The sequence below is a fragment of the Caballeronia sp. J97 genome (assembly GCF_905220305.1).
Lineage (GTDB): Bacteria > Pseudomonadota > Gammaproteobacteria > Burkholderiales > Burkholderiaceae > Caballeronia.
Window position 1 is genome coordinate 21653 of the sequence record NZ_CAJMZL010000010.1, and the last position, 18485, is coordinate 40137.

Here is an 18485-nt window from a genome sequence, read left to right on the forward strand (position 1 = left end):
AAAAAACGCCATGCGGGACATATCTCCGCATGGCGTTCTTCATTTCGTCGGCGATTACGACTTGACGATCGTCGGATTCTGGACGTTGATCCGCGGACCGTTGTTGTCCCACTGCTCGACGATCAGCGGGTACTTCCACTTCGGATTCGTGCTGCTGATCTGGCCGTTCACGATGTAGCCGTCCAGCGACAGACCCTGCACCGCGAACGAACCGCCCGGGCTCGTCGTATCGACGTGGTTGTTGATCGCGATCGTGACCGTCTTGCTGATCGGACCCGGCAGCGAGCCGAACCACACGTTGATGCCGCCGCCCTTGCAGTTCGCCGTCGTCGGGCTGTTGATCGTGATGCTCTTGAACACGGCCGAGTTGTCGTTCGGTTCGAAGTCGAGACCGCACGCCGGCGCCGTGCCGTTGATGTTCTGCCACACCGGGCTGTTGAACGTGATCGTGTCGCCCGAGATGATCGACACGCCCTGACGGCGGCAGCCGTCGGCCTTGTGGTTGTCGACCACCAGGTTGTACGTCGGGGTGTTCTTCTTCGTCTGGCTATCGTTGATGTAGATGCCGTCGCCCCACGTGTTGATCGTGGTCGGCGCGATGAGGTGCACGTTCTGACCGCCGATGATCGAGAAGCCCATGCCGTGCTCGCCGCCCGAGGCCGAGTTCAGCTCCTTGCTGCCGTCGAGGTACGCGTTCTCGACGATGACGTTGCTCACGTCTTCGATGAGCATCATCTGGTAGATGTCGGCGTTGTGCGGCAGCAGCTTGATCGAGGCGCCCGACGCAAAACGGATGTGGGTGTTGCTGCGCAGCTTGAGGCCCGTCGTGTCGATGCGAACCTGGCCCGAGATCAGCAGGATCTGACCGACGGTGCCGTCGATGGCGGCTTGCAGCGCGGCGCGGTCGTTGGTCGAGCCGTCGGCCTTCACGCCGAACGACGAAGCGGCGACGGTGCCGGCGGTGCTGGTGCTGGCGGCGCTCGTCGAGCTGGCCGCCGCCGGCGCGCTGGCGCTCGTCGTGGTGCTTGCCGACGAAGCCGAGCTTGCGGGCGTCGCCGACGACGCGCTGCTGTCGGTGTTGCGGCGTCTCCAGCGATCCGCGACCGAATCAGCGGCCGAGTTGTCGCCGCCGCCGCCACACGCGGCCAGCACGAATGCGCCGCTGCCGGCGATGAGCGAGGTCAGCAGCTTGCGACGGGTCGCGATACGGGTGTCGACGACGGTGTTGTCTGCCTGGGTGTCTGCCTGAGTGTTGTTCGAAAGCATTAGTCTTTCCGATTTGATCGTGCGTTATCGACGGGCGGACCCGTTCCTGCGACATCGGCCGCACGCAACGTTTCTTTATGGGCGTGAGATGACCAACGCTAAAAAAGCAGACGCAAACGATTGCGCCGCCCAGCGCTTCACAGCCGCACACGGCGACTCCGAAAGGCATCTCGGCGAAAACAGAACGGCTTCGGGATTGGAGGAACCAGATATTCCGGAAACAACCTGCTCATCCCGTGCTCCGATTAGCCCGCGAACAGGCTGATGAAGCACTCGAATCCGACGGCAGTAATTACCGTCTTTTTTAAATCCTACAGATTGTTACGGAGTATTTCTACCCGCCACTTGTTACAGAATGTACGCTTGTAACTTTTTATTTTGCTTTTTAAGCGCTTTATCGCCGGGTGTTTTCCTTTCTAATCGCTGCGGAGTGAATTAATCTACGCGACTGTTAATGTTAATACCGTAGATGAATGGCACCACTTTAATCCACATTCGATAGGATGATTAATATTCATCTGAACATTCGATTTTAGCGATACGAACGTTCACTTGCCCGAGCCGCGCGGGAGCCCATCGCAAAGCCCCGCAAGGCCTGACTGGACGCCTTTCGTATGCCGAAACGAACATGGACCGCCCGATTATTTCGATTTATTGACCGATCAATCCGCAACGATTCTCATCTAGCGCGCCAAAATGACCTGACTTATACGATCGCGCATGCCCAGATTACAGTCTGAAATGTGGCCCTTAATCGCTTTAAACTGATCAATGCGATTTTGTAAGCGCCGCACTAAAAATTTTTTTAATGTCGAAGACGAAAGACCCTATGGTGAATACCCGTATAGGGTTTATACGCGGATGCCTTGAAACGTCCGCATCCCAGCGTGCGCGCGCTATCTCGCAGTTTTCTAATAATCTGATCAAAGAAAATCACTTATTCAACAGACAAAATAACCAGACACCCGGAAAGTCGTTCCGCTGGACATCGGTCATATGTTCCATTTCGCACCGAACATACCGGCGGGAGCCATTAGTCTTAGGGTTGTGGCATTCGGCATTGTCCGGGACTCGAAGCCACGCAGCCGGCCCGATGTATTACAAGAAAACACGTAAACGAACAGACGTGCTGCAATGAAGACCTTCGACCTGATCAAGAGCGACCTCTATCGCTACACCGGCGAGTACAGCGCCATGCTTCTGCTGGAGCAACTGCTGTTGAACGAAGGCTTCAACTACATGTTCTGGCTACGGCTCGCGAGCGCGGCGTCGTCGCGGCCCATGCGCCTCGTGCTCAATCACATCGTCCGTCTCAAGCAGCGCCGCTTCGGTTTCGTCATCAGCCCGCGCACGAAGATCGGGCCGGGCTTCTATATCAGTCATATCGGCACGCTCGCGGTGAATCCGACGACGGTCATCGGCGCGAACTGCAACATCTCGCAGGGCGTGACGATCGGATCGAACCACGGCCAGGCGGCGACGATCGGCGACAACGTGTATATCGGGCCGAATGTCTGCATCGTCGAGAACGTGACGATCGGCGACAACGTCACGATCGGCGCGGGCAGCGTCGTGACGAAGGACATTCCGCCCAACGTCACCGTGGCCGGTTGCCCGGCGCGAATCCTCACCGACGATGCCTCTCTCGACCGGGCCGCGCGCTACATCAGGCATCCGTGGAGTTCGAACACGGCATGAGGGCCGCGCCCGGCGCGTTTCGCAGACGAAACGCCCGCCGGCATCGGCGCCGCCAGGTGCCTTAGCGAACAGTCGCGCCGCCCGTTTTGGTGCACGCTTTCCATTCTTGCGCGAAAGCCTTCGTCGGCCTTCGCGCTATTCCATTGGATGGCGATTTCGTCCTGCCGTCGGGCCACGCGACGAAAGACTCCCACGCAGGAGACGTACACGTGCTGAGCGCAGCGGTGCAATCGGTAAGACGACGCCTCGGCGGAGTGCATCAGGATCACAAGCGCATCGCGAGAAGCGCGGTCGTCCTGCTGATATTCGTGATCGCCGGGAAGTGCATCGGCGCATCTAAGGAAATGGCGATCGCGTATCGCTACGGGATCAGCGGCACCGTCGACGCCTATCAGTTCGCCCTCACGCTCGTCACCTGGCTGCCCACGATGCTGACGAACGTGCTGGCGGTGCTGCTCGTTCCCGCGCTCGTCTCGCTCAAGGAAGACCAGTCCCAGCGCAACGGCTTTCTCGGCGAGCTGGAAGGCGTGGGCCTCGTTCTCGGCCTTGCGTCCTCGTTCCTGCTCTGGCTTTTCTGGCCCCAACTCGCCGATGTCGTCGCGGGCAGTCTCGCGGAATCGACACGCGACATGTGCCGCGCGATGATCATCAGCATGACGCCGGTCGGCGTGCTGACCTTCACGATCTGCATTTCCTCATCGCGGCTGCAGGCTTCGGGCAGGCACATCAACACGCTGCTGGAATGCGTGCCGGCGATCGGTCTGCTCGTCTTCGTCCTCGCCGCGCGCAACAACGAGTCGATCTTCCCGCTCGTCATGGGCACGTCGCTCGGCTTCGTGGTGCAGGCCGCGTGGCTGCGCGTGCTGGCCAGACGCGCCGACGCGATGCCCGCCATGCCGCGCGTCTCGATGCGCGCGACGCAGTGGCCGTCGACGATCCGCTCGATGGGCATGCTCACGATCGGCGCGGTCGTCGCGAGCCTGTGGCTTCCCATCGACCAGTATTTCATGGCGCAGCAAGGCGACGGCGCCATCGCGACGCTCGGCTATGCGAACCGGCTGCTCTCGCTCGTGCTCAGCATGGGCGCGCTCGCCATCACGCGCGCGACGTTGCCGATTCTCGCGGAGATCCTTCATCGCGGCGATCATGCACGCGCGCGCAGCACCGCGCTGAAGTGGTCCGTCATCATGACGATGCTCGGTCTCACCGGCAGTCTCATCGCGTACGCGCTCGCGCCGCACGTGGTCAAGCTGCTCTTTCAGAAGGGCGCGTTCACCGCCGACGACACGATCGCGGTCACCACGCTCTTTCGCTACGGGCTGCTGCAGGTGCCGTTCTACTTCGGCATGTGCGTGCTCGTGCAGTTGTTCGCGAGCGAGACGCGCTACCGGGCCATCTCCGTCATTTCGCTGATCGGCTTCGCGACCAAGATCATCGGCAATGTCATCCTCGTTCGTTTCTACGGCGCGCAGGGCGTGCTGCTCGCGACCGGTATCGGCGCGATCGCCGTGCTCGCGAGCTACATCTTCTGGACGCGCTTCGCGCCGCCTTTCACCGGCAACGGGCCGCAGCCCGATGCCGGAACACCGCAATGAGCGCAGTATCGCGCGTCTGATTTCAGCTCTGTTCGAAGACGCGCCGGAACATCGGCACGAGGAAACGGTTGCCGTACTCGCTCATGTGGTGGAAGTCCGAATAGAGCGGCCGGCCCTCGTGCGAGCCCATGCATCGGCCGTCCGGGCACAGGTACGGGCGCGGGTCGAGCAGATGGATGCCGCATTCGTCGTGGGCCTCGCGCATCGCCCGCAGCAACGCGCCGTTGCGCGCGACGTAGTCGGACATGCTGATCGACAGATCGGGCGCTTTCGGGTCCTTCATCTTCTCGCGTGCGAGCGTCAGCGGAACATTGAAGTCGAACTCCGGAATCGGCTCGACCAGATAGACGGGGCGGATCTTCGAGATGCGGCAAACCGTCGACAGCAAATGCTCGCGATACTGCTCCGTCGAAAACGGCGTGGACGTCTGCCCCGGCTGCTCGGGATTGACGAACGAGAAGTCGTCCGTGGACGGCCCCGACCAGTACTGCGACCAATGATTGGCGATGATGACGGGCGTCTTCGCGGCCGGATCGCGGCTCAGGATATCGATGTACTTGCGGTCCTGATCGAAGCAGTCGCCGTTGCCGCGACGGATGCCGTAGATCGTCGGGCAGCCTTCGATCGTGATGAGCAGCACATCGTCCGGCTTGCCGTTGGGCACCGCATCGACGACGGCTTCGGCGATCGCCTCCGCGTGACTGTCGCCGAGCACCACCACGCGGCTCTCCTTCTGCTTGCTCGCGACATCGCACGGATCGATCATCATGTGGCACTTCGTGCGATGCGGATTCGTGTCGTAGGTCTCGCTGTCGGCGATGAACACCGAGCGGTCGAAGCGATTCGGCACGCCCTGGCTCGCATAGATGCTGCCGCCGCCGATCGCGAGCAGCAGCGTGAACGCGAGAATCGGGCGCAGCGTCATGAGGCGCGGGAACGCGAGCGCGTCGCCGCCCGACGCTTTCCGGGTCTTCGACTCGACGAGCGCATACGACACATAGCCCATCACGAAGCCGCCCGCGATGGCCGCGATGCGCCAACGCAGCGAGCCTTCCTTGTCGAAGTACGTGAGCGCGACGACGAACGGCCAGTGCCAGAGATAGACCGAGTAGGAGATCTTGCCGATCAGTTGCGCGAGCGGATTGCAGGTGAAAATCGAATGCTTGCGTCCCGCGAGGATCACGAGCGCCGTGCCCAGCACCGGCACGAGCGCGAGATAGCCGGGCCATGCATTGTTCTCGTTGAAGGTGAGCGCGCCGTACACGATCATCGCGAGGCCGGCGAATTCCATCGTGCGGCGCACGGGCCTGCCCGCCGTCACCGGGAACAGATATACGAGACCGCCCGCGAGCATTTCCCACGCGCGCGTCGGCAGCAGGAAGAATGCGGCTGTCGGCCATTTCGTGGGGTCGGAGAGATAGACGCAGACCGCGAACGACGCGAGCGCGCCGCCGATCAGCGCGATCACCGTCCCGCGATGCCCGAACAGTTTGCGCACGAGCAGAATGCCGAGCGGATACAGCAGATAGAACTGCCATTCGACCGAAAGCGACCACGTGTGCAGCAGCCACTTCAGGTGCGAACGCGTGTCGAAGTAACCCGCTTCACGCCAGTAGACGATATTCGAGAAGAAGCCGAGGCTCGATCCCGCCGCCTTGCCGAACGCGCGGAACTCGGAGGGCAGCAAGACGAGCCAGCCGAACACGCCGAGCGCGAGGCACAGAAACGCGAGCGCCGGTATGATGCGCCGGGCGCGGTCGCCATAAAACTCGAGCACCGAAAACTTGTTCTTCGAGAGGCGCCTGAAGATGATGCTCGTCATCAGATAGCCAGAGATCACGAAGAACACGTCGACGCCGAGAAAGCCGCCCTTGAAACCGGGCACGTCGAAGTGGAACAGGACGACCGCGAGAACCGCGAACGCGCGCAGGCCGTTGATGTCGTTACGAAAGTTCATCGCGCTTCCCCCACTGCTTTTTTTATGCCGCGCACGCGCCGGCGCAATGCGATGGCCGCTGCCATTGCATCGCGCCCGCGGTGCGGGTCGTTTTCCGGCGTCTTATCGTTTTTTACTCAGTACGTCAAACGAACAACCCGAACTCCATCTCCGCAAGCCGGCTCTCTTCGGATTGCGTCGCCCGCGCGACTTCCGCCATGGTCGCGGGCTGCATGCCGTAGGTCTCTCTCAGGTGCACATGATGTTTGAGCACCGCTTCGAGCACCGCGAGGTTTTCGGCCAGATTCGCGCCGAAGTTATGCGGATGCCACCACAAGTGAAACGAGCGTCCCGTGCGCGCCGCCGAGGTCATCGACTGCTTGATCCGATGGATGCGCAACCATTCCAGCGCGCGCTTGTTGGGCGCGTACGGGCGCAGGAAGCGGCTCGAGCGCACGTCGACGAGCCCGCGCGAAGGGCGCGGATCGAAGGCGTGATCGCCCGAGAGATTGATATACGCATCGGCGAGACGCGCCGCGCGGCGCAGCGCGGCTTCATCGGCGCGCGACGTTTCACGATACATCCAGTTGCGCTCGGTGCCCCGATACGCAATCAGGCCCTGCTCCGCGCACACCGAAAGATACGCGTTGTTCACCTGGTTGCGCGGAAACACGATGCTCGCGGGCGGATCGGCGAGACGCCGTATCGATTCGACCGACGCCTGCATGTCGGCGGCGAACTGCGCCTTGTCCTGCCCCGCTTCGAGCGCGTAGTAATGACAGAACGTATGGCTCGCGAGCTCGCTGCCTTCGGTATCGACGATCTGGCGCGCGAGCGACAGACCATAGTGATACGGATCGCTTTTCTCGTCGGCGCCGATCGAATCGAGATAGCCGTTCGTGTACGGGCTGAGCTTCGCATCGGCATAGGTCGGCCGGACATCGGGCAGATGCGCGAGCAGATCCTTCTTGTTATCGAAGAGCAGCATGCCCACGGTCGCCCACGTCGCCTTCACGCGATACTTCGTGAACATCGCGAGCATGGCCGGAATCGCCTCGCGCACGCCGAGGATGTTCTTGCCGTATGTGGCGGTCGTGCGATGGTCGCGCACGCCCCACATCAGTTCGAAATCGAGCGAGATCAGGAAGTAGGACATCGTCGTCAGGGCATCAGGAAGTAGTGATAGACGCCTTCGAAATAACTCTTCGTGGCGTCGGCGGCGACGGCCACGAACACGCCGAAGGTGATGACGAGGACGATCGCGTTCTTGAACTTGATCTCCGGCGCGAGGAACGGCAGGAGCAACGGCACGCAGTACCAGACGCGGCCCTTCGCGAACGGAAACACGAAGAACGCGACGACGAGATACACGAACAGCCCGACATGCATGATCGACAGGCGCGTGAGCGAACGCTGGCGTTGCGTATCCTGCGCACGCCACGTCGAGTACAGCACCATGACCGATGCCATCGTGTAGAACAGCAGCAGCGACAGCAGCTTGATCGTGAAGTTTTCCTGATAGCCGGTGTACTCGTCGATGCGCCGGCCGCCGTAAGTCGCGAACAGGAACTTCGCCGCGGACGCGAGCACGATCGCCACCGCGCTGACCGCGACGAGCGCGCGCGTCTTCTTCTCCTCGCCGACGAAGGCCGCGGTCATCAGGAACGCGGTGGGCACCGCGAAGGTCGTGTGCACGAAGCTCGCGAGTCCCATGCCGATCGTCGGCCGGTTGAAGCGGCATGCGAACAGCATCGCGATCGCGAGGCCGAAGCCCTGGCGGATCTGGAACAGACCGACCGTCGCGAGCGCATAGGGAATCACGAGCCACAGAATCAGGCCGACGAGCGGACGACGCGTCTGCAACAGCGAATACATGACCACGAGATTGAGCAGCACCACGGTCGTGCGAATGCCGCCTTCGGGCGACACGCCGAACGCGTTCAGGAAGATGACCCACGAACGCCAGCCGAGCTCTTCGGTGATGAGGCTGATGAGGAAGCCCATATCCGACTCGCGGTTCCGGTAGAACTGCACGAGCCAGTGCCAGTCCGTCGAGCGGAAATACTGGATGTACGCTTCCTGGTCGAAGACCAGCCCGACGCTGCGTTCGCGAAACGCGACGATCGAAAGCGCGGTGGCCGCCAGCACGAGGAATGCCCATCCGGACGGCGTCATGAAGTACGCGAATCCGGTCATCCGCCTGATGGGTGCGCTTTGCTGCGCTGTATTGTTCATTGTCGTTGCTTGCATCGTATTGGCCTTTTTCCGCTTTAGTTATTGTGTGTGGGCGCGGCTTTCATTGCACGAGCCTCAGGTTGGTGACGACGATCTTCGGTCCCGCCTTGTCGTAATCGATGCTCTCCACCGTCGAGAGCCGCGGCTTCACCCATGTCGGCGAGTGGCTCGCAATCTGCCCGGACACCCTGCGCCCGTTCAGCTTGAGCGCCGACACCGCGAAGGCCGCATCGCTCGCACCTTCGTCGCGATGATTCGTGATGCCGATATCGACATGCTTGGGCATCGGCCCTGCGATCTCCTCCAGCCAGACGATGATGCCGTACCGGCAGTTGCGCGTCGTCGGATTGACGATGCGGATGTTCTCGAGAATGTCGGCGTTGCTGTTCGGCTCCGCGTCCAGGCCCGCCTCCGGCTGCGTGCCGCCGATGTTCTCCCACAGCGGATTCTCGAACACGATGTTGCGTCCGCTGATGATCGACACGCCCTGTCGGCGGCAGCGGTTCGCATGATGATTCACCACGCGGATGCCGCTGCTGTACTTGTAATCGACGTTGTAGCTGTTGGCGATGTAGATGCCGTCGCCCCAGCACCCGACCGTCTTCGGCGAGATGAGCGTCACCTCCGTGCTGCCGGCGATCGAAAAGCCCATGCCGTGGCCGTTTTCACGCAGCTCTGGCCTGGCGGCGTTCAGCTCCTTGCTGCCGTCGAGCGCCGCGTTCTCGACGAGCACGTTGTTCACGTCCCAGATGCGGAACATCGAGTAGAACGATGTCTTGTGCGGCAGCAGCTTGATCGACGCGCCCCGCGCGAAGCGCACATGGCTGTTGCGCCGCAGGTCGAGCCCCTTCTCGTCGATACGGCATCTCCCCGTGATGACGAGCGTCTGGTCGACCGACTGGTCGATGGCCCGCTGCAACGCCATGCGGTCGTTGGTCGTGCCGTCGCCCTTCACGCCGAACGACTTGTCGATGACGATATCGCGCTTCTGCGCCGCGCGCGCGCCGAATCCCGCGACGCCCGCACCACCGGCGACGGCGCCCATCAGCAGCGAGTGGATCACGCGTCGCCGGCCGACCATTACGCCTTCTCTCCCGTCATCGTGCGTCGATAGGCTGTGCCCTTGCCTTCGTCGCCGCGCGTGCGCGCGCCGAGTTGCGCGAAGATCGCGTCCCACTGGCGCAGGATCGCCGGCGACGAGTAACGCTGCCGCACCGAAGCCGCCGCCTTGCGTCCGAGCTCGGCGCGCAGCGCTTCGTCCGACATCACGCGCCGCAGCGCATCGGTGAGCGCGGCCTTGTCGCCGGGCGGCACGAGCAGACCGTCCTGGCCGTCGCGGGTGAGTTCGCGCGGGCCGCTCTTGCAATCGAACGCGACCGTCGCGAGCCCGAGCGCCATGCCTTCGAGCATCGCCATCGGCAAGCCTTCGTAACGCGACGACAGCACGAACGCATCCGAGCGCGCCATCTCTTCCCACGGCGTCGTCGTCTTGCCGGGCATCAGCACGCGCTCGCCCATCTTCAATTGCGCGATCTGCGCTTCGAGCACCGCGCGCTCGGGGCCTTCGCCCCAGATCCACAAATCCCAGCCGGGAAACTCGGGCGAGAGCGTCGCGAACACATCGATCAGCAAATCGAATTGCTTTTGCGTGTTCAGACGCCCCACCGCGACGAGCCGCTTGCGCGCACTCTTCTCGACGGTCTCGGGCTGCAGCAGCAACAGCTCGTCCGGCAGCGGATTGGGCACCACCTCGATGCGCTTCACGCGCGGCACCATCTTTCTGAACGACGCCTCCATGTTGTCCGTGAGCAGCGTGAGCAGATCCGCGCTCGGATAGACGAAGCGGCACATCTGGCTCATGAGCCGCGAGCGGCCGTCGGCGGAGGGATCGATGTGCTCGCACGCGATCACCGGCATGCCGAGGCCGCGCGTCGCGAGAATCGTCGTGATGTTCACATTCGACAGAAACGACACGACCACGTCCGGCGCGCTCTCGCGGATCAGCGAACGCAGCGCGCGAAACCGCGCGGGATACTGCAGCAGGCGCGCGCCGGCCTTCACGCGATCGGCGAGAAAGATGCAGCGCACGTTCGGCGCGAGCGGATAGAAGCACGCGCCGCGGCCGCTGTACGTGATCACGAGCGTCACGGTATCGCCGCGTTGCGCCCACGCATTGACGAGCGACGCCGCGACGCGCTCGGCGCCGCCGCTTCCCATCGAACTGACCACGAGCATGATTTTCATGGGTGGCGGCTCCTCATCGCTCGACAACGGGAACGCGCAGGTCCGCGCGCCGCGGCACCTTCACGCCCGACTCTTCGAACACTTCCTGCCACAGCGCGATGGTCTTCGGCAGCGCGAACGTGTTGTTGACCGAGGTCGCGCACAGCGCCATGCGATTGCGTTCGGCGTCGTCCTTCATCAGCGTTTCGAGCGACTTCGCGAGCGCGCCCGCATCGCCGACCGGATTCACGAGCAAGCCGTTCGTGCCGTGCGTGACGATCACGCGCGGCCCGGAATCGCAGTCGTAGCTGACCGCCGCGCAGCCGCTCGCCATCGCTTCGACGAGCGTCATCGAGAAGCCTTCGAAGTGCGAGCTGAGCACGTAGAGATCCGCACGCTCGTACCAGTCGGCCACGTTGCCGGCGCGGCCCGGCAGAAACACGCGGCCGCGCAGCTTCGCTTCGTCGACGCGGCGCTCGAGGCTCGCGCGCGCAAGACCTTCGCCGACGATCACGAGATCCCATTGCGGCAGCGCGCCGGCAATCTTCCTGAATGCGTCGATGAGGCTGTCGAAGCCTTTTTCGGGCGACAGCCGTCCGACCGCGAGCAGCACTTTGCGCTCGTCACCGACGACGCTCTTCGGCTCGATGATCGGGTTCGTTCTCGCGATGGGCAGCGTGAACGGCGGCGGAATCACCTTCACGTCGGTGCAGCGGCAATGCGTTTCGATCCAGTCGCGGGTTTCGTCGGTGAGCGCGACGACCTTGTCCGCGAAGCGATACGTGAGAAGCCGCAGACGCTCCCAGAACGGCGTGAGCGGCGCGCGCGGCGGATGCGTATGCTCGCTCGCGATGATCTTGTACGGCAGGCCGATGCCCGCGAGCACGGCGAGCACGTTGGCCGTCGCCATCACGCCGAGCGCGACCGTCGGCTTCGTCTCGCGCAGCACCTTGCGGAACGCCAGCACGCGCTTCACGTTCGACATCAGCGTGCGCACGAAGCCGCCGCCCTCGACGCCGCCCGCGAGACCCAGCTCGATGCGCTTCACGCCCGGATGGAACGGATAGACGTCCCCTTCTCCGGCCGTCAGCGTGACGACGGTCACCTCCCAGCCGAGCGCCGCCCACTCGTTCGCGAGATTGGCGGTGACGCGTTCCGCGCCGCCGCCGTGCATCGAGTAGATGAAAACGACTATCTTCATGCGATCCTCGTCGCCATGTCGGCTTCGACCGGCACGCGCCGCCCCGACAGGAAGCGGATGTACCAGGGCATCGCGATCGCGAGACCGTCGGCGAGCGGGATGGCGCTCGCGTAGCCGAGCAGTTGCGCGGCCTTGTCGACGTTGGCCTGCGAATGACGCACGTCGCCGGCGCGGAACGGCGCATACACCGGGCTGCCGTCGTTCACCACACCGTTCTCGGCGAGCACGCGCTTCAGGCCGTCATACAGCTGATTGAGCGTCGTGCGATCGCCGACCGCGACGTTGTAGACCTGGTTGCGCGCCTCGGGCGCGGACAGCGCGGCGAGGATGTTCATCTGCACCACGTTGTCGATGAAGCAGAAATCGCGGCTCGTCTCGCCGTCGCCGTTGATCGTCACCTGCTCGTCGTCGATGAGCGCGGCCGTCCACTTCGGGATCACGGCCGCATAGGCGCCGTCCGGGTCCTGGCGCTTGCCGAACACGTTGAAGTAGCGCAGGCCGATGGCGTTCAGCCCGTACGTGCGCGCGAACACCGATGCGTACAGCTCGTTGGCGTACTTGGTCACCGCATACGGCGACAGCGGCTGACCGATGCGATCCTCGACTTTCGGCAGACCGGGATGATCGCCGTACGTCGAGCTCGATGCCGCGTAGGTGAAGCTCTCCACCTTCGCGTCGCGCGCGGCGACCAGCATGTTCAGAAAGCCGCTGATATTCACTTCGTGCGTGGTGATCGGATCGTTCACCGAACGCGGCACCGAGCCGAGCGCCGCTTCGTGCAGCACGTGCGCGGCGCCCTTCACCGCGGCGCGGCAATCGTCGAGCTTGCGGATGTCGCCTTCGACGAAGCGAAAGCGCGCCCATTGCGCGGGCGTCACGAGCGAGCGCACTTCGTCCAGATTGCGCTGATGGCCCGTCGCGAAGTTGTCGAGCCCGACGACTTCCTGATCGAGCCTCAGGAGCGCTTCGAGCAGGTTCGAGCCGATGAAACCGGCGACGCCGGTGATCAGCCACTTCTGCGGATTGCTCGCCAGTTGCTGACGGATCGATTCGTAACGGTCAGACATGAAAGTCTCCAAATTTGCCGACGGGCGCGGCATGTTCGCGGCGCTCGTCTTCTATCGCGATCGAGGGCACCAGCTCGCGATACACGGCGAGCGTCTTCTCGATGACGATGCGTTCGTCGAAATTCTTCAGTGCCTTCTCCCGCGCGGCGAGCCCCAGCTTTCTCGCGAGCGCGCGGTCGTCGTCGAGCTGGCGGATCGCATCGGCGAGCGCGCGTGCGTCGCGCACCGGCACCTGCAAACCGTCCACGCCCGACTCGCTGACCACTTCGCGGCAGCCCGGCGCGTCCGTCGTGATGAGCGGCAGCGCGCAGCCGGCCGCTTCGATCAACGCTTTCGGCAAGCCCTCGCGATAGCTCGGCAGCACCATCACGTCCACTTCAGCGAAGAGCTTCGGCATGTCGCTCACGTGGCCGAGCCATTCGACGAGCCCCTCCTTCACCCAGCCCTGCACCATCGCCGTGCTCACCGACGCGGGATTGCCGTCATCGGGCGAGCCCGCGAGGAGGAAGCGCACGGTGCGATTCTCGCGGCGCAGCATGCGCGCCGCCTCCACATATTCCTCGATACCCTTGTCCCACACGAGCCGCGCCGCCAGCAAGATGCGCAGCGGCTTGCCCGCATCGTCCTCCGACACCTCGCGCACCTTGAAGCGGGTCAGATCGACGCCCGATCCCTTGATGAGGCGGATCGACTGCTTCTCGACGATGCGCGCCGCTTCGAACAGCTTGATGTCGTCCGGATTCTGCAGGACGAGAATGCTGTCGCGGCCGTTCAGCGCCGTGCGCATCACCGAGCGCACGATCGGCTTCAGGATACGCGCCTTCAGATCGCGGCTCGTGAACACGTAACCCATGCCCGCGACCGCGTTCACGCGCGCCGGAACGCCGGCGAGCTTGCTCGCGAACGAGCCGTACACCGCGCTCTTGATCGTGAAGCCGTGCACGAGCTGCGGCTTTTCGCGCTGGAAGAAGCGCGCGAGCCACAGCACGAGCGCCATCTCGCGCAGCGGATTCAGGCTGCGCCGGTTCATCGGCACCGCGTGCCAGCGAAAACCCAGATCGCGCAACTTCGGGCCGTATTCGCCATCGGGTGACAACAGAATGACTTCGAAACCCGCATCGCGCAGTTTGCGAGCGAACGAAAGGCGAAAATTAAATAGATACCAATCGGTGTTGGCGTACAGAACTACCTTGGGCATCTTCATTGCGAACTCCGAACGTCCGGTTGACATCGCCGCGGGCAACCCCCGAATCTCGGGAGCCGAACCGCGGCGATGTTGTGCGACGGCTGCATCGGTCCGTAGCCGATGTCAGCGGGCCTCAGAGACGCATGTCGCTCGCCTCGGGCGGCAGAACGTACTTGAGGTCGCACAGCACGTGCTGCGCCTTGCCGTAGGCGTGAATGCCTTCCGCGCCTTCATCGGCGAACTGGCGGTGCGCCACGGCGAGCACGATCGCGTCGTAGATGCCCTTCGCCGGCTGATCGATCGGATCGATGCCGTACTCGTGATGCGCCTCTTCCTTCGACACCCACGGGTCGTACACATCCACCTGGACGCCGTATTCCTTGAGGTCGGCGATGATGTCGACCACGCGCGTGTTGCGCAGGTCCGGGCAGTTCTCCTTGAAGGTGAGGCCCATGATGAGCACGCGCGCGCCCGAGATGGCGATATCGCGCTTGGTCATCGTCTTCACGAGTTGCGAGACGACGTAGTTGCCCATGCTGTCGTTCAGGCGGCGCCCGGCGAGAATGATCTCCGGGTGATAGCCGATCGCCTGCGCCTTGTGCGTCAGGTAGTACGGGTCCACGCCGATGCAGTGGCCGCCGACGAGGCCCGGACGGAACGGAATGAAATTCCACTTCGTGCCCGCCGCGAGCAGCACGGACTCGGTATCGATGTTCATCTTGTTGAAGATGATCGACAGTTCGTTGATCAGCGCGATGTTGACGTCGCGCTGCGTGTTCTCGATCACCTTGGCCGCCTCGGCGACGCGGATGCTGCTCGCCTTGTGCGTGCCCGCCGAGATGATGCCGCGATACAGCTCGTCGACGAAATCGGCCACTTCGGGCGTCGAACCGGACGTGACCTTCTTGATGTCCGGCAGACGGTGCGACTTGTCGCCCGGGTTGATCCGCTCGGGGCTGTAGCCCACGAAGAAGTCTTCGTTGAACTTCAGGCCCGACATCTTTTCGAGCACCGGCACGCACTCTTCCTCGGTCGCGCCGGGATAAACCGTCGATTCATAGATGACGACGTCGCCCTTCTTCAGCACGCTGCCGATGGTCGTCGACGCGCCGATCAGCGGCGAGAGGTCCGGGCGCTTGTAGTGATCGATCGGCGTCGGCACCGTCGCGATGAAGACGGTGCAGCTGCGCAGATCCTCGACTTCGGCGCTGTACTGCATCAAGGTGGCGGAGGCCAGCTCGGCATCGTCGACTTCGAGCGTGACATCGCGTCCTTCGCGCAGCGCGTTGATGCGCGCACGATTGATATCGAAGCCGACGACGGGATGGCGCTTGCCAAATTCGACGGCGAGCGGCAGGCCGACATAGCCCAGGCCAACGATGCCGAGTTTCAACTCTTGCGGCGAGAACATATTCACTTCTCCTCGTTATACAACTCAGGACATTTGTTTAGTACTGCTTTTTGATTCGGGGTCCAACAGGAGCGAATGCCGGATGAGTCAGCCTCTAGTCTTCCTTGTCGGCCTTATAGGCAGCGTAGGCGTAGCCGCCGTACTGGCGCGCCTGGGCGTAGTTGCCGTAATGCACCTTGAAACCGTTGAGCAGCACGCCGGTGACGCTTGCGCCCGACTGTTCCAGACGCTTCACGGACTCCGAGATTTCCCCGGAACGCGTATCCCCATAACGCGCAACCAGGAAGATCGAACCCGCGACGGGCGCCATGATCGCCGTGTCCGACACCGCCAGGATCGCCGGCGCGTCGAGCAGCACGATGTCGTATTCCCCCGACGCACGGCTCACCGATTCCGTGAACGCGTCCGACAGGAGCAGCTCGGCCGGGTCCGGCGGATAGAAGCCGCACTGGACGAAGTCGAGGTTGTTCAGCACCGAGCGATGCACGGTTTCTTCGAGCGTGGCCGAGCCGTTCACGATGTCGACGAGACCCTTGCCGCGCGGCATGCCGAAGTACTGGTTCAGGTGGCCACGGCGCAGATCGCAATCGATCAGCAGCACACGCTTGCCGCCGGCGGCGAGCAACGTCGCCAGATTCGCCGACACGAACGACTTGCCGATGCCGGGCAGCGGGCCCGCCAGCATCACGACGTTGTTCGGCGCATCCATCAGCGCGTACTGCAGGGACGAGCGCATCATGCGCAAGCCTTCCACGGCCGGGTCTGTCGGGTAGCGCGAGGCGAGCGCGAGTTGCTCCGGCTTCTTCTCGGCGATGCGCTTCGCGAGTTCCTTCTGACGTTCGCTGTCCGGAATGGTCGCGAATACCGAAAGACCCGTCTTCGATTCCAGTTCCTTCGGATCGAGCACGCCCTTGAACAGGAAGTCACGAGCAAATGCCATCACGATGCCGATGAAAAGACCGATACCCGCTGCGATCACCAGGACCAGCGCCTTGACCGGCTTGACGGGACGCTCGGGCACTTCGGCGTGATCGAGCAGTTCCACGGTCGGCACGCGGCCGGCCTTGATCAGGCGCATCGTTTCGATGTTGTTGCGCAGGGCCGAATAGACATCGGTGCTCACACGCACGTCGCGTTGCAGGCGAAGCGCGCCTTGCTCGGCCTGCGGCATCGCCTTGACGCGCGCCGCGAGGTCGTTGATGTACTTCTCGGTCGCCGCGATCTGCTGGTCGATCACCACCACGCTCGGATGCGACGGCGAGAAGTGCACGGCCAGGTCTGCACGGCGGCGCTTCAGGTCGAGCAACTGCGCATCCGCCTGCGAAGCCTGCTGCATGACGATGCGGCCTTCTTCGTCCGGGTTGAACAACGTGCGGCTGTTGCGATAGGCGTTGTAGTTGTCCTCGGCCGATTCCATCTGACGCTTGGCGTCGGGAAGTTGCTGCTCGAGATATTCGAGCGACTTCTCGGCGTTGATCCCGCGACGATCCGCATTCTGCTTCACATACATGCGCGAAAGTTCGTTGATCGTCGCCGCCACGAGCACCGGATCCTTGCCTTCCAGCGTCGTGCTGATCACGCCCGACTTGTTGCCCTGCTCGGCGATCGCCAGCGAATTCTGCAGACGATCGATGGCGGACACGCGCGAGTTACGCGTCAGATCGAATTCGACGCCCTTCTCGCCATGGATGAAACCCACGAGCAGCGAGATCGGGCCCGCTTCTGTGTCGAAGCGCTGCACGGTGCCGGTCTGGCCGCCGACGCCCGTCTCGATGCCCGGGCCGCGCACCTGATACTGGCCGTTGCCGAGATAGCGCAGCGTGTATTCCTTGCCTTCATACTTTTTCGGCACGTCGAACGCGGACACGTCGATCGATTCGGCGCCCCACGCGTAACCGCCGCGGCCGAAGAGACCGGGGGTCGACGTTTCGTCGGTAGTGCGCGCGATCATCCCGCCGATCAGCGGGAAGCGATGCGGCGCGGCCTGGATATACAGCTTGAGCGCATCGACAACGGGACCGAGCACGAACTTCGAGCCGATCACCTGGATCTCGCCTTCGGCGGTCGCGCGCTGATCGAACATCGACGCGGCGGTCCTCACCATGTCGCGCGAGTCGGTCGGCGGCGCATTGCTCGAATCGTCGACCTTGACGAGCATGCCGGCTTGATAAATCGGGGCCGAGAAATACGCGTACACCACCCCGATGCTGAAGACGACCGCCACGGTCGCCGCGATCATCTTCCAGTGACGGCCCAGCGTTTCGAGAATCGACGTGAGCTCGATCTCTTTGTCGCTCTCGGCCGTTACGGCTGACGCCTGATTTTTAACTTTCATAGAACGTCTCGTTACAGGCTCTTATGGGACCGGCGCGCGGCATGCGCACCGGATGCGGATCGAAACACCTGCGGTGCGCCCAAAAGGGCGCAAACACCATTTCCTTATTCTTGAATTCAGGCCTGCATTCGGAGCCGTTAAAATCCCGCTCCGGCATTGCAGTGGTATTGAAACACACGACTCAAAAAAAGAGAAATTCCCACAGACGATTTTTGTTGTTTATCGAACCTTTCAACGCGACCGAATGTTCGCTTTGCCGCTTTTAAGAATTTATTGAGTATGCCGGCCATTTGAGCAAATCGGAAAGTATCACAGCGGGTATTGTTGTATGC

13 protein-coding genes are annotated in these 18485 nt (G+C 62.8%); 2 read left to right on the forward strand and 11 right to left on the reverse strand.

The annotated features are described in order from the left end of the window. Positions 1 to 54: 54 nt before the first annotated feature. Positions 55 to 1266 carry a hypothetical protein gene (locus U4Y90_RS15175; RefSeq protein ID WP_321795577.1) on the reverse strand — a complete coding sequence of 404 codons (1212 nt, stop codon included), beginning with the start codon at positions 1264 to 1266 and terminating at the stop codon, positions 55 to 57. Between the two features lie 1134 nt (positions 1267 to 2400). Here U4Y90_RS15175 and U4Y90_RS15180 point away from each other — a divergent pair. Both U4Y90_RS15180 and murJ read left to right on the forward strand, forming a co-directional pair. Next, positions 2401 to 2964: a serine O-acetyltransferase gene (locus U4Y90_RS15180; protein ID WP_321795579.1), complete on the forward strand. Its 564-nt coding sequence runs from the start codon at positions 2401 to 2403 to the stop codon at positions 2962 to 2964. Between the two features lie 209 nt (positions 2965 to 3173). Beyond that, entirely contained in the window at positions 3174 to 4559 is a 1386-nt protein-coding gene (murJ, locus tag U4Y90_RS15185; protein WP_321795580.1) for a murein biosynthesis integral membrane protein MurJ, read from the forward strand. A gap of 22 nt (positions 4560 to 4581) precedes the next feature. Here murJ and U4Y90_RS15190 read toward each other — a convergent pair whose 3' ends face one another. From U4Y90_RS15190 to U4Y90_RS15235, 10 genes are all read right to left on the reverse strand, one after another. Next, entirely contained in the window at positions 4582 to 6516 is a 1935-nt protein-coding gene (locus U4Y90_RS15190; protein ID WP_321795582.1) for an acyltransferase family protein, read from the reverse strand. A 124-nt stretch (positions 6517 to 6640) separates the two neighbouring features. Continuing rightward, positions 6641 to 7651: a polysaccharide deacetylase family protein gene (locus tag U4Y90_RS15195; protein WP_321795584.1), complete on the reverse strand. Its 1011-nt coding sequence runs from the start codon at positions 7649 to 7651 to the stop codon at positions 6641 to 6643. 5 nt (positions 7652 to 7656) lie between these two features. After that, the gene (locus U4Y90_RS15200; RefSeq protein WP_321795585.1) at positions 7657 to 8730 is read right to left on the reverse strand and encodes a hypothetical protein; all 1074 of its coding nucleotides are present in this window, start codon (positions 8728 to 8730) and stop codon (positions 7657 to 7659) included. 61 nt (positions 8731 to 8791) lie between these two features. Then, positions 8792 to 9811, reverse strand: coding sequence for a hypothetical protein (locus tag U4Y90_RS15205; RefSeq protein WP_321795586.1), 1020 nt, complete (start codon positions 9809 to 9811; stop codon positions 8792 to 8794). After that, positions 9811 to 10974: a glycosyltransferase family 4 protein gene (locus U4Y90_RS15210; RefSeq protein WP_321795587.1), complete on the reverse strand. Its 1164-nt coding sequence runs from the start codon at positions 10972 to 10974 to the stop codon at positions 9811 to 9813. Before U4Y90_RS15210 ends, U4Y90_RS15205 begins: the two co-directional genes overlap by 1 nt. A gap of 13 nt (positions 10975 to 10987) precedes the next feature. Next, on the reverse strand, positions 10988 to 12154 hold the full coding sequence (locus tag U4Y90_RS15215) for a glycosyltransferase family 4 protein (protein WP_321795588.1): 1167 nt from the start codon (positions 12152 to 12154) through the stop codon (positions 10988 to 10990). Then, entirely contained in the window at positions 12151 to 13221 is a 1071-nt protein-coding gene (locus U4Y90_RS15220) for an SDR family oxidoreductase (protein WP_321795589.1), read from the reverse strand. Before U4Y90_RS15220 ends, U4Y90_RS15215 begins: the two co-directional genes overlap by 4 nt. After that, the gene (locus tag U4Y90_RS15225; RefSeq protein ID WP_321795590.1) at positions 13214 to 14425 is read right to left on the reverse strand and encodes a glycosyltransferase family 4 protein; all 1212 of its coding nucleotides are present in this window, start codon (positions 14423 to 14425) and stop codon (positions 13214 to 13216) included. The genes U4Y90_RS15220 and U4Y90_RS15225 overlap by 8 nt, the downstream gene beginning before the upstream one ends. Before the next feature lie 115 nt (positions 14426 to 14540). After that, on the reverse strand, positions 14541 to 15818 hold the full coding sequence (gene tviB / locus U4Y90_RS15230; protein ID WP_321795591.1) for a Vi polysaccharide biosynthesis UDP-N-acetylglucosamine C-6 dehydrogenase TviB: 1278 nt from the start codon (positions 15816 to 15818) through the stop codon (positions 14541 to 14543). 94 nt (positions 15819 to 15912) lie between these two features. Continuing rightward, a complete protein-coding gene (locus U4Y90_RS15235; RefSeq protein WP_321795592.1) occupies positions 15913 to 18153 on the reverse strand; it encodes a polysaccharide biosynthesis tyrosine autokinase in 2241 nt (746 codons plus the stop codon). Between the last annotated feature and the right edge of the window lie 332 nt (positions 18154 to 18485).

What these genes read in the sequence shown, in the direction of transcription:
- U4Y90_RS15180 (WP_321795579.1), top strand. Translation starts at nt 2,401, where the DNA reads ATGAAGACCTTCGACCTGATCAAGAGCGACCTCTATCGCTACACCGGC.
- U4Y90_RS15220 (WP_321795589.1), bottom strand. Translation starts at nt 13,221, where the DNA reads ATGTCTGACCGTTACGAATCGATCCGTCAGCAACTGGCGAGCAATCCG.
- U4Y90_RS15195 (WP_321795584.1), bottom strand. Translation starts at nt 7,651, where the DNA reads ATGTCCTACTTCCTGATCTCGCTCGATTTCGAACTGATGTGGGGCGTG.
- U4Y90_RS15175 (WP_321795577.1), bottom strand. Translation starts at nt 1,266, where the DNA reads ATGCTTTCGAACAACACTCAGGCAGACACCCAGGCAGACAACACCGTC.
- U4Y90_RS15215 (WP_321795588.1), bottom strand. Translation starts at nt 12,154, where the DNA reads ATGAAGATAGTCGTTTTCATCTACTCGATGCACGGCGGCGGCGCGGAA.
- U4Y90_RS15200 (WP_321795585.1), bottom strand. Translation starts at nt 8,730, where the DNA reads ATGAACAATACAGCGCAGCAAAGCGCACCCATCAGGCGGATGACCGGA.
- U4Y90_RS15190 (WP_321795582.1), bottom strand. Translation starts at nt 6,516, where the DNA reads ATGAACTTTCGTAACGACATCAACGGCCTGCGCGCGTTCGCGGTTCTC.
- U4Y90_RS15210 (WP_321795587.1), bottom strand. Translation starts at nt 10,974, where the DNA reads ATGAAAATCATGCTCGTGGTCAGTTCGATGGGAAGCGGCGGCGCCGAG.
- U4Y90_RS15235 (WP_321795592.1), bottom strand. Translation starts at nt 18,153, where the DNA reads ATGAAAGTTAAAAATCAGGCGTCAGCCGTAACGGCCGAGAGCGACAAA.
- U4Y90_RS15205 (WP_321795586.1), bottom strand. Translation starts at nt 9,811, where the DNA reads ATGGTCGGCCGGCGACGCGTGATCCACTCGCTGCTGATGGGCGCCGTC.
- U4Y90_RS15225 (WP_321795590.1), bottom strand. Translation starts at nt 14,425, where the DNA reads ATGAAGATGCCCAAGGTAGTTCTGTACGCCAACACCGATTGGTATCTA.
- tviB (WP_321795591.1), bottom strand. Translation starts at nt 15,818, where the DNA reads ATGTTCTCGCCGCAAGAGTTGAAACTCGGCATCGTTGGCCTGGGCTAT.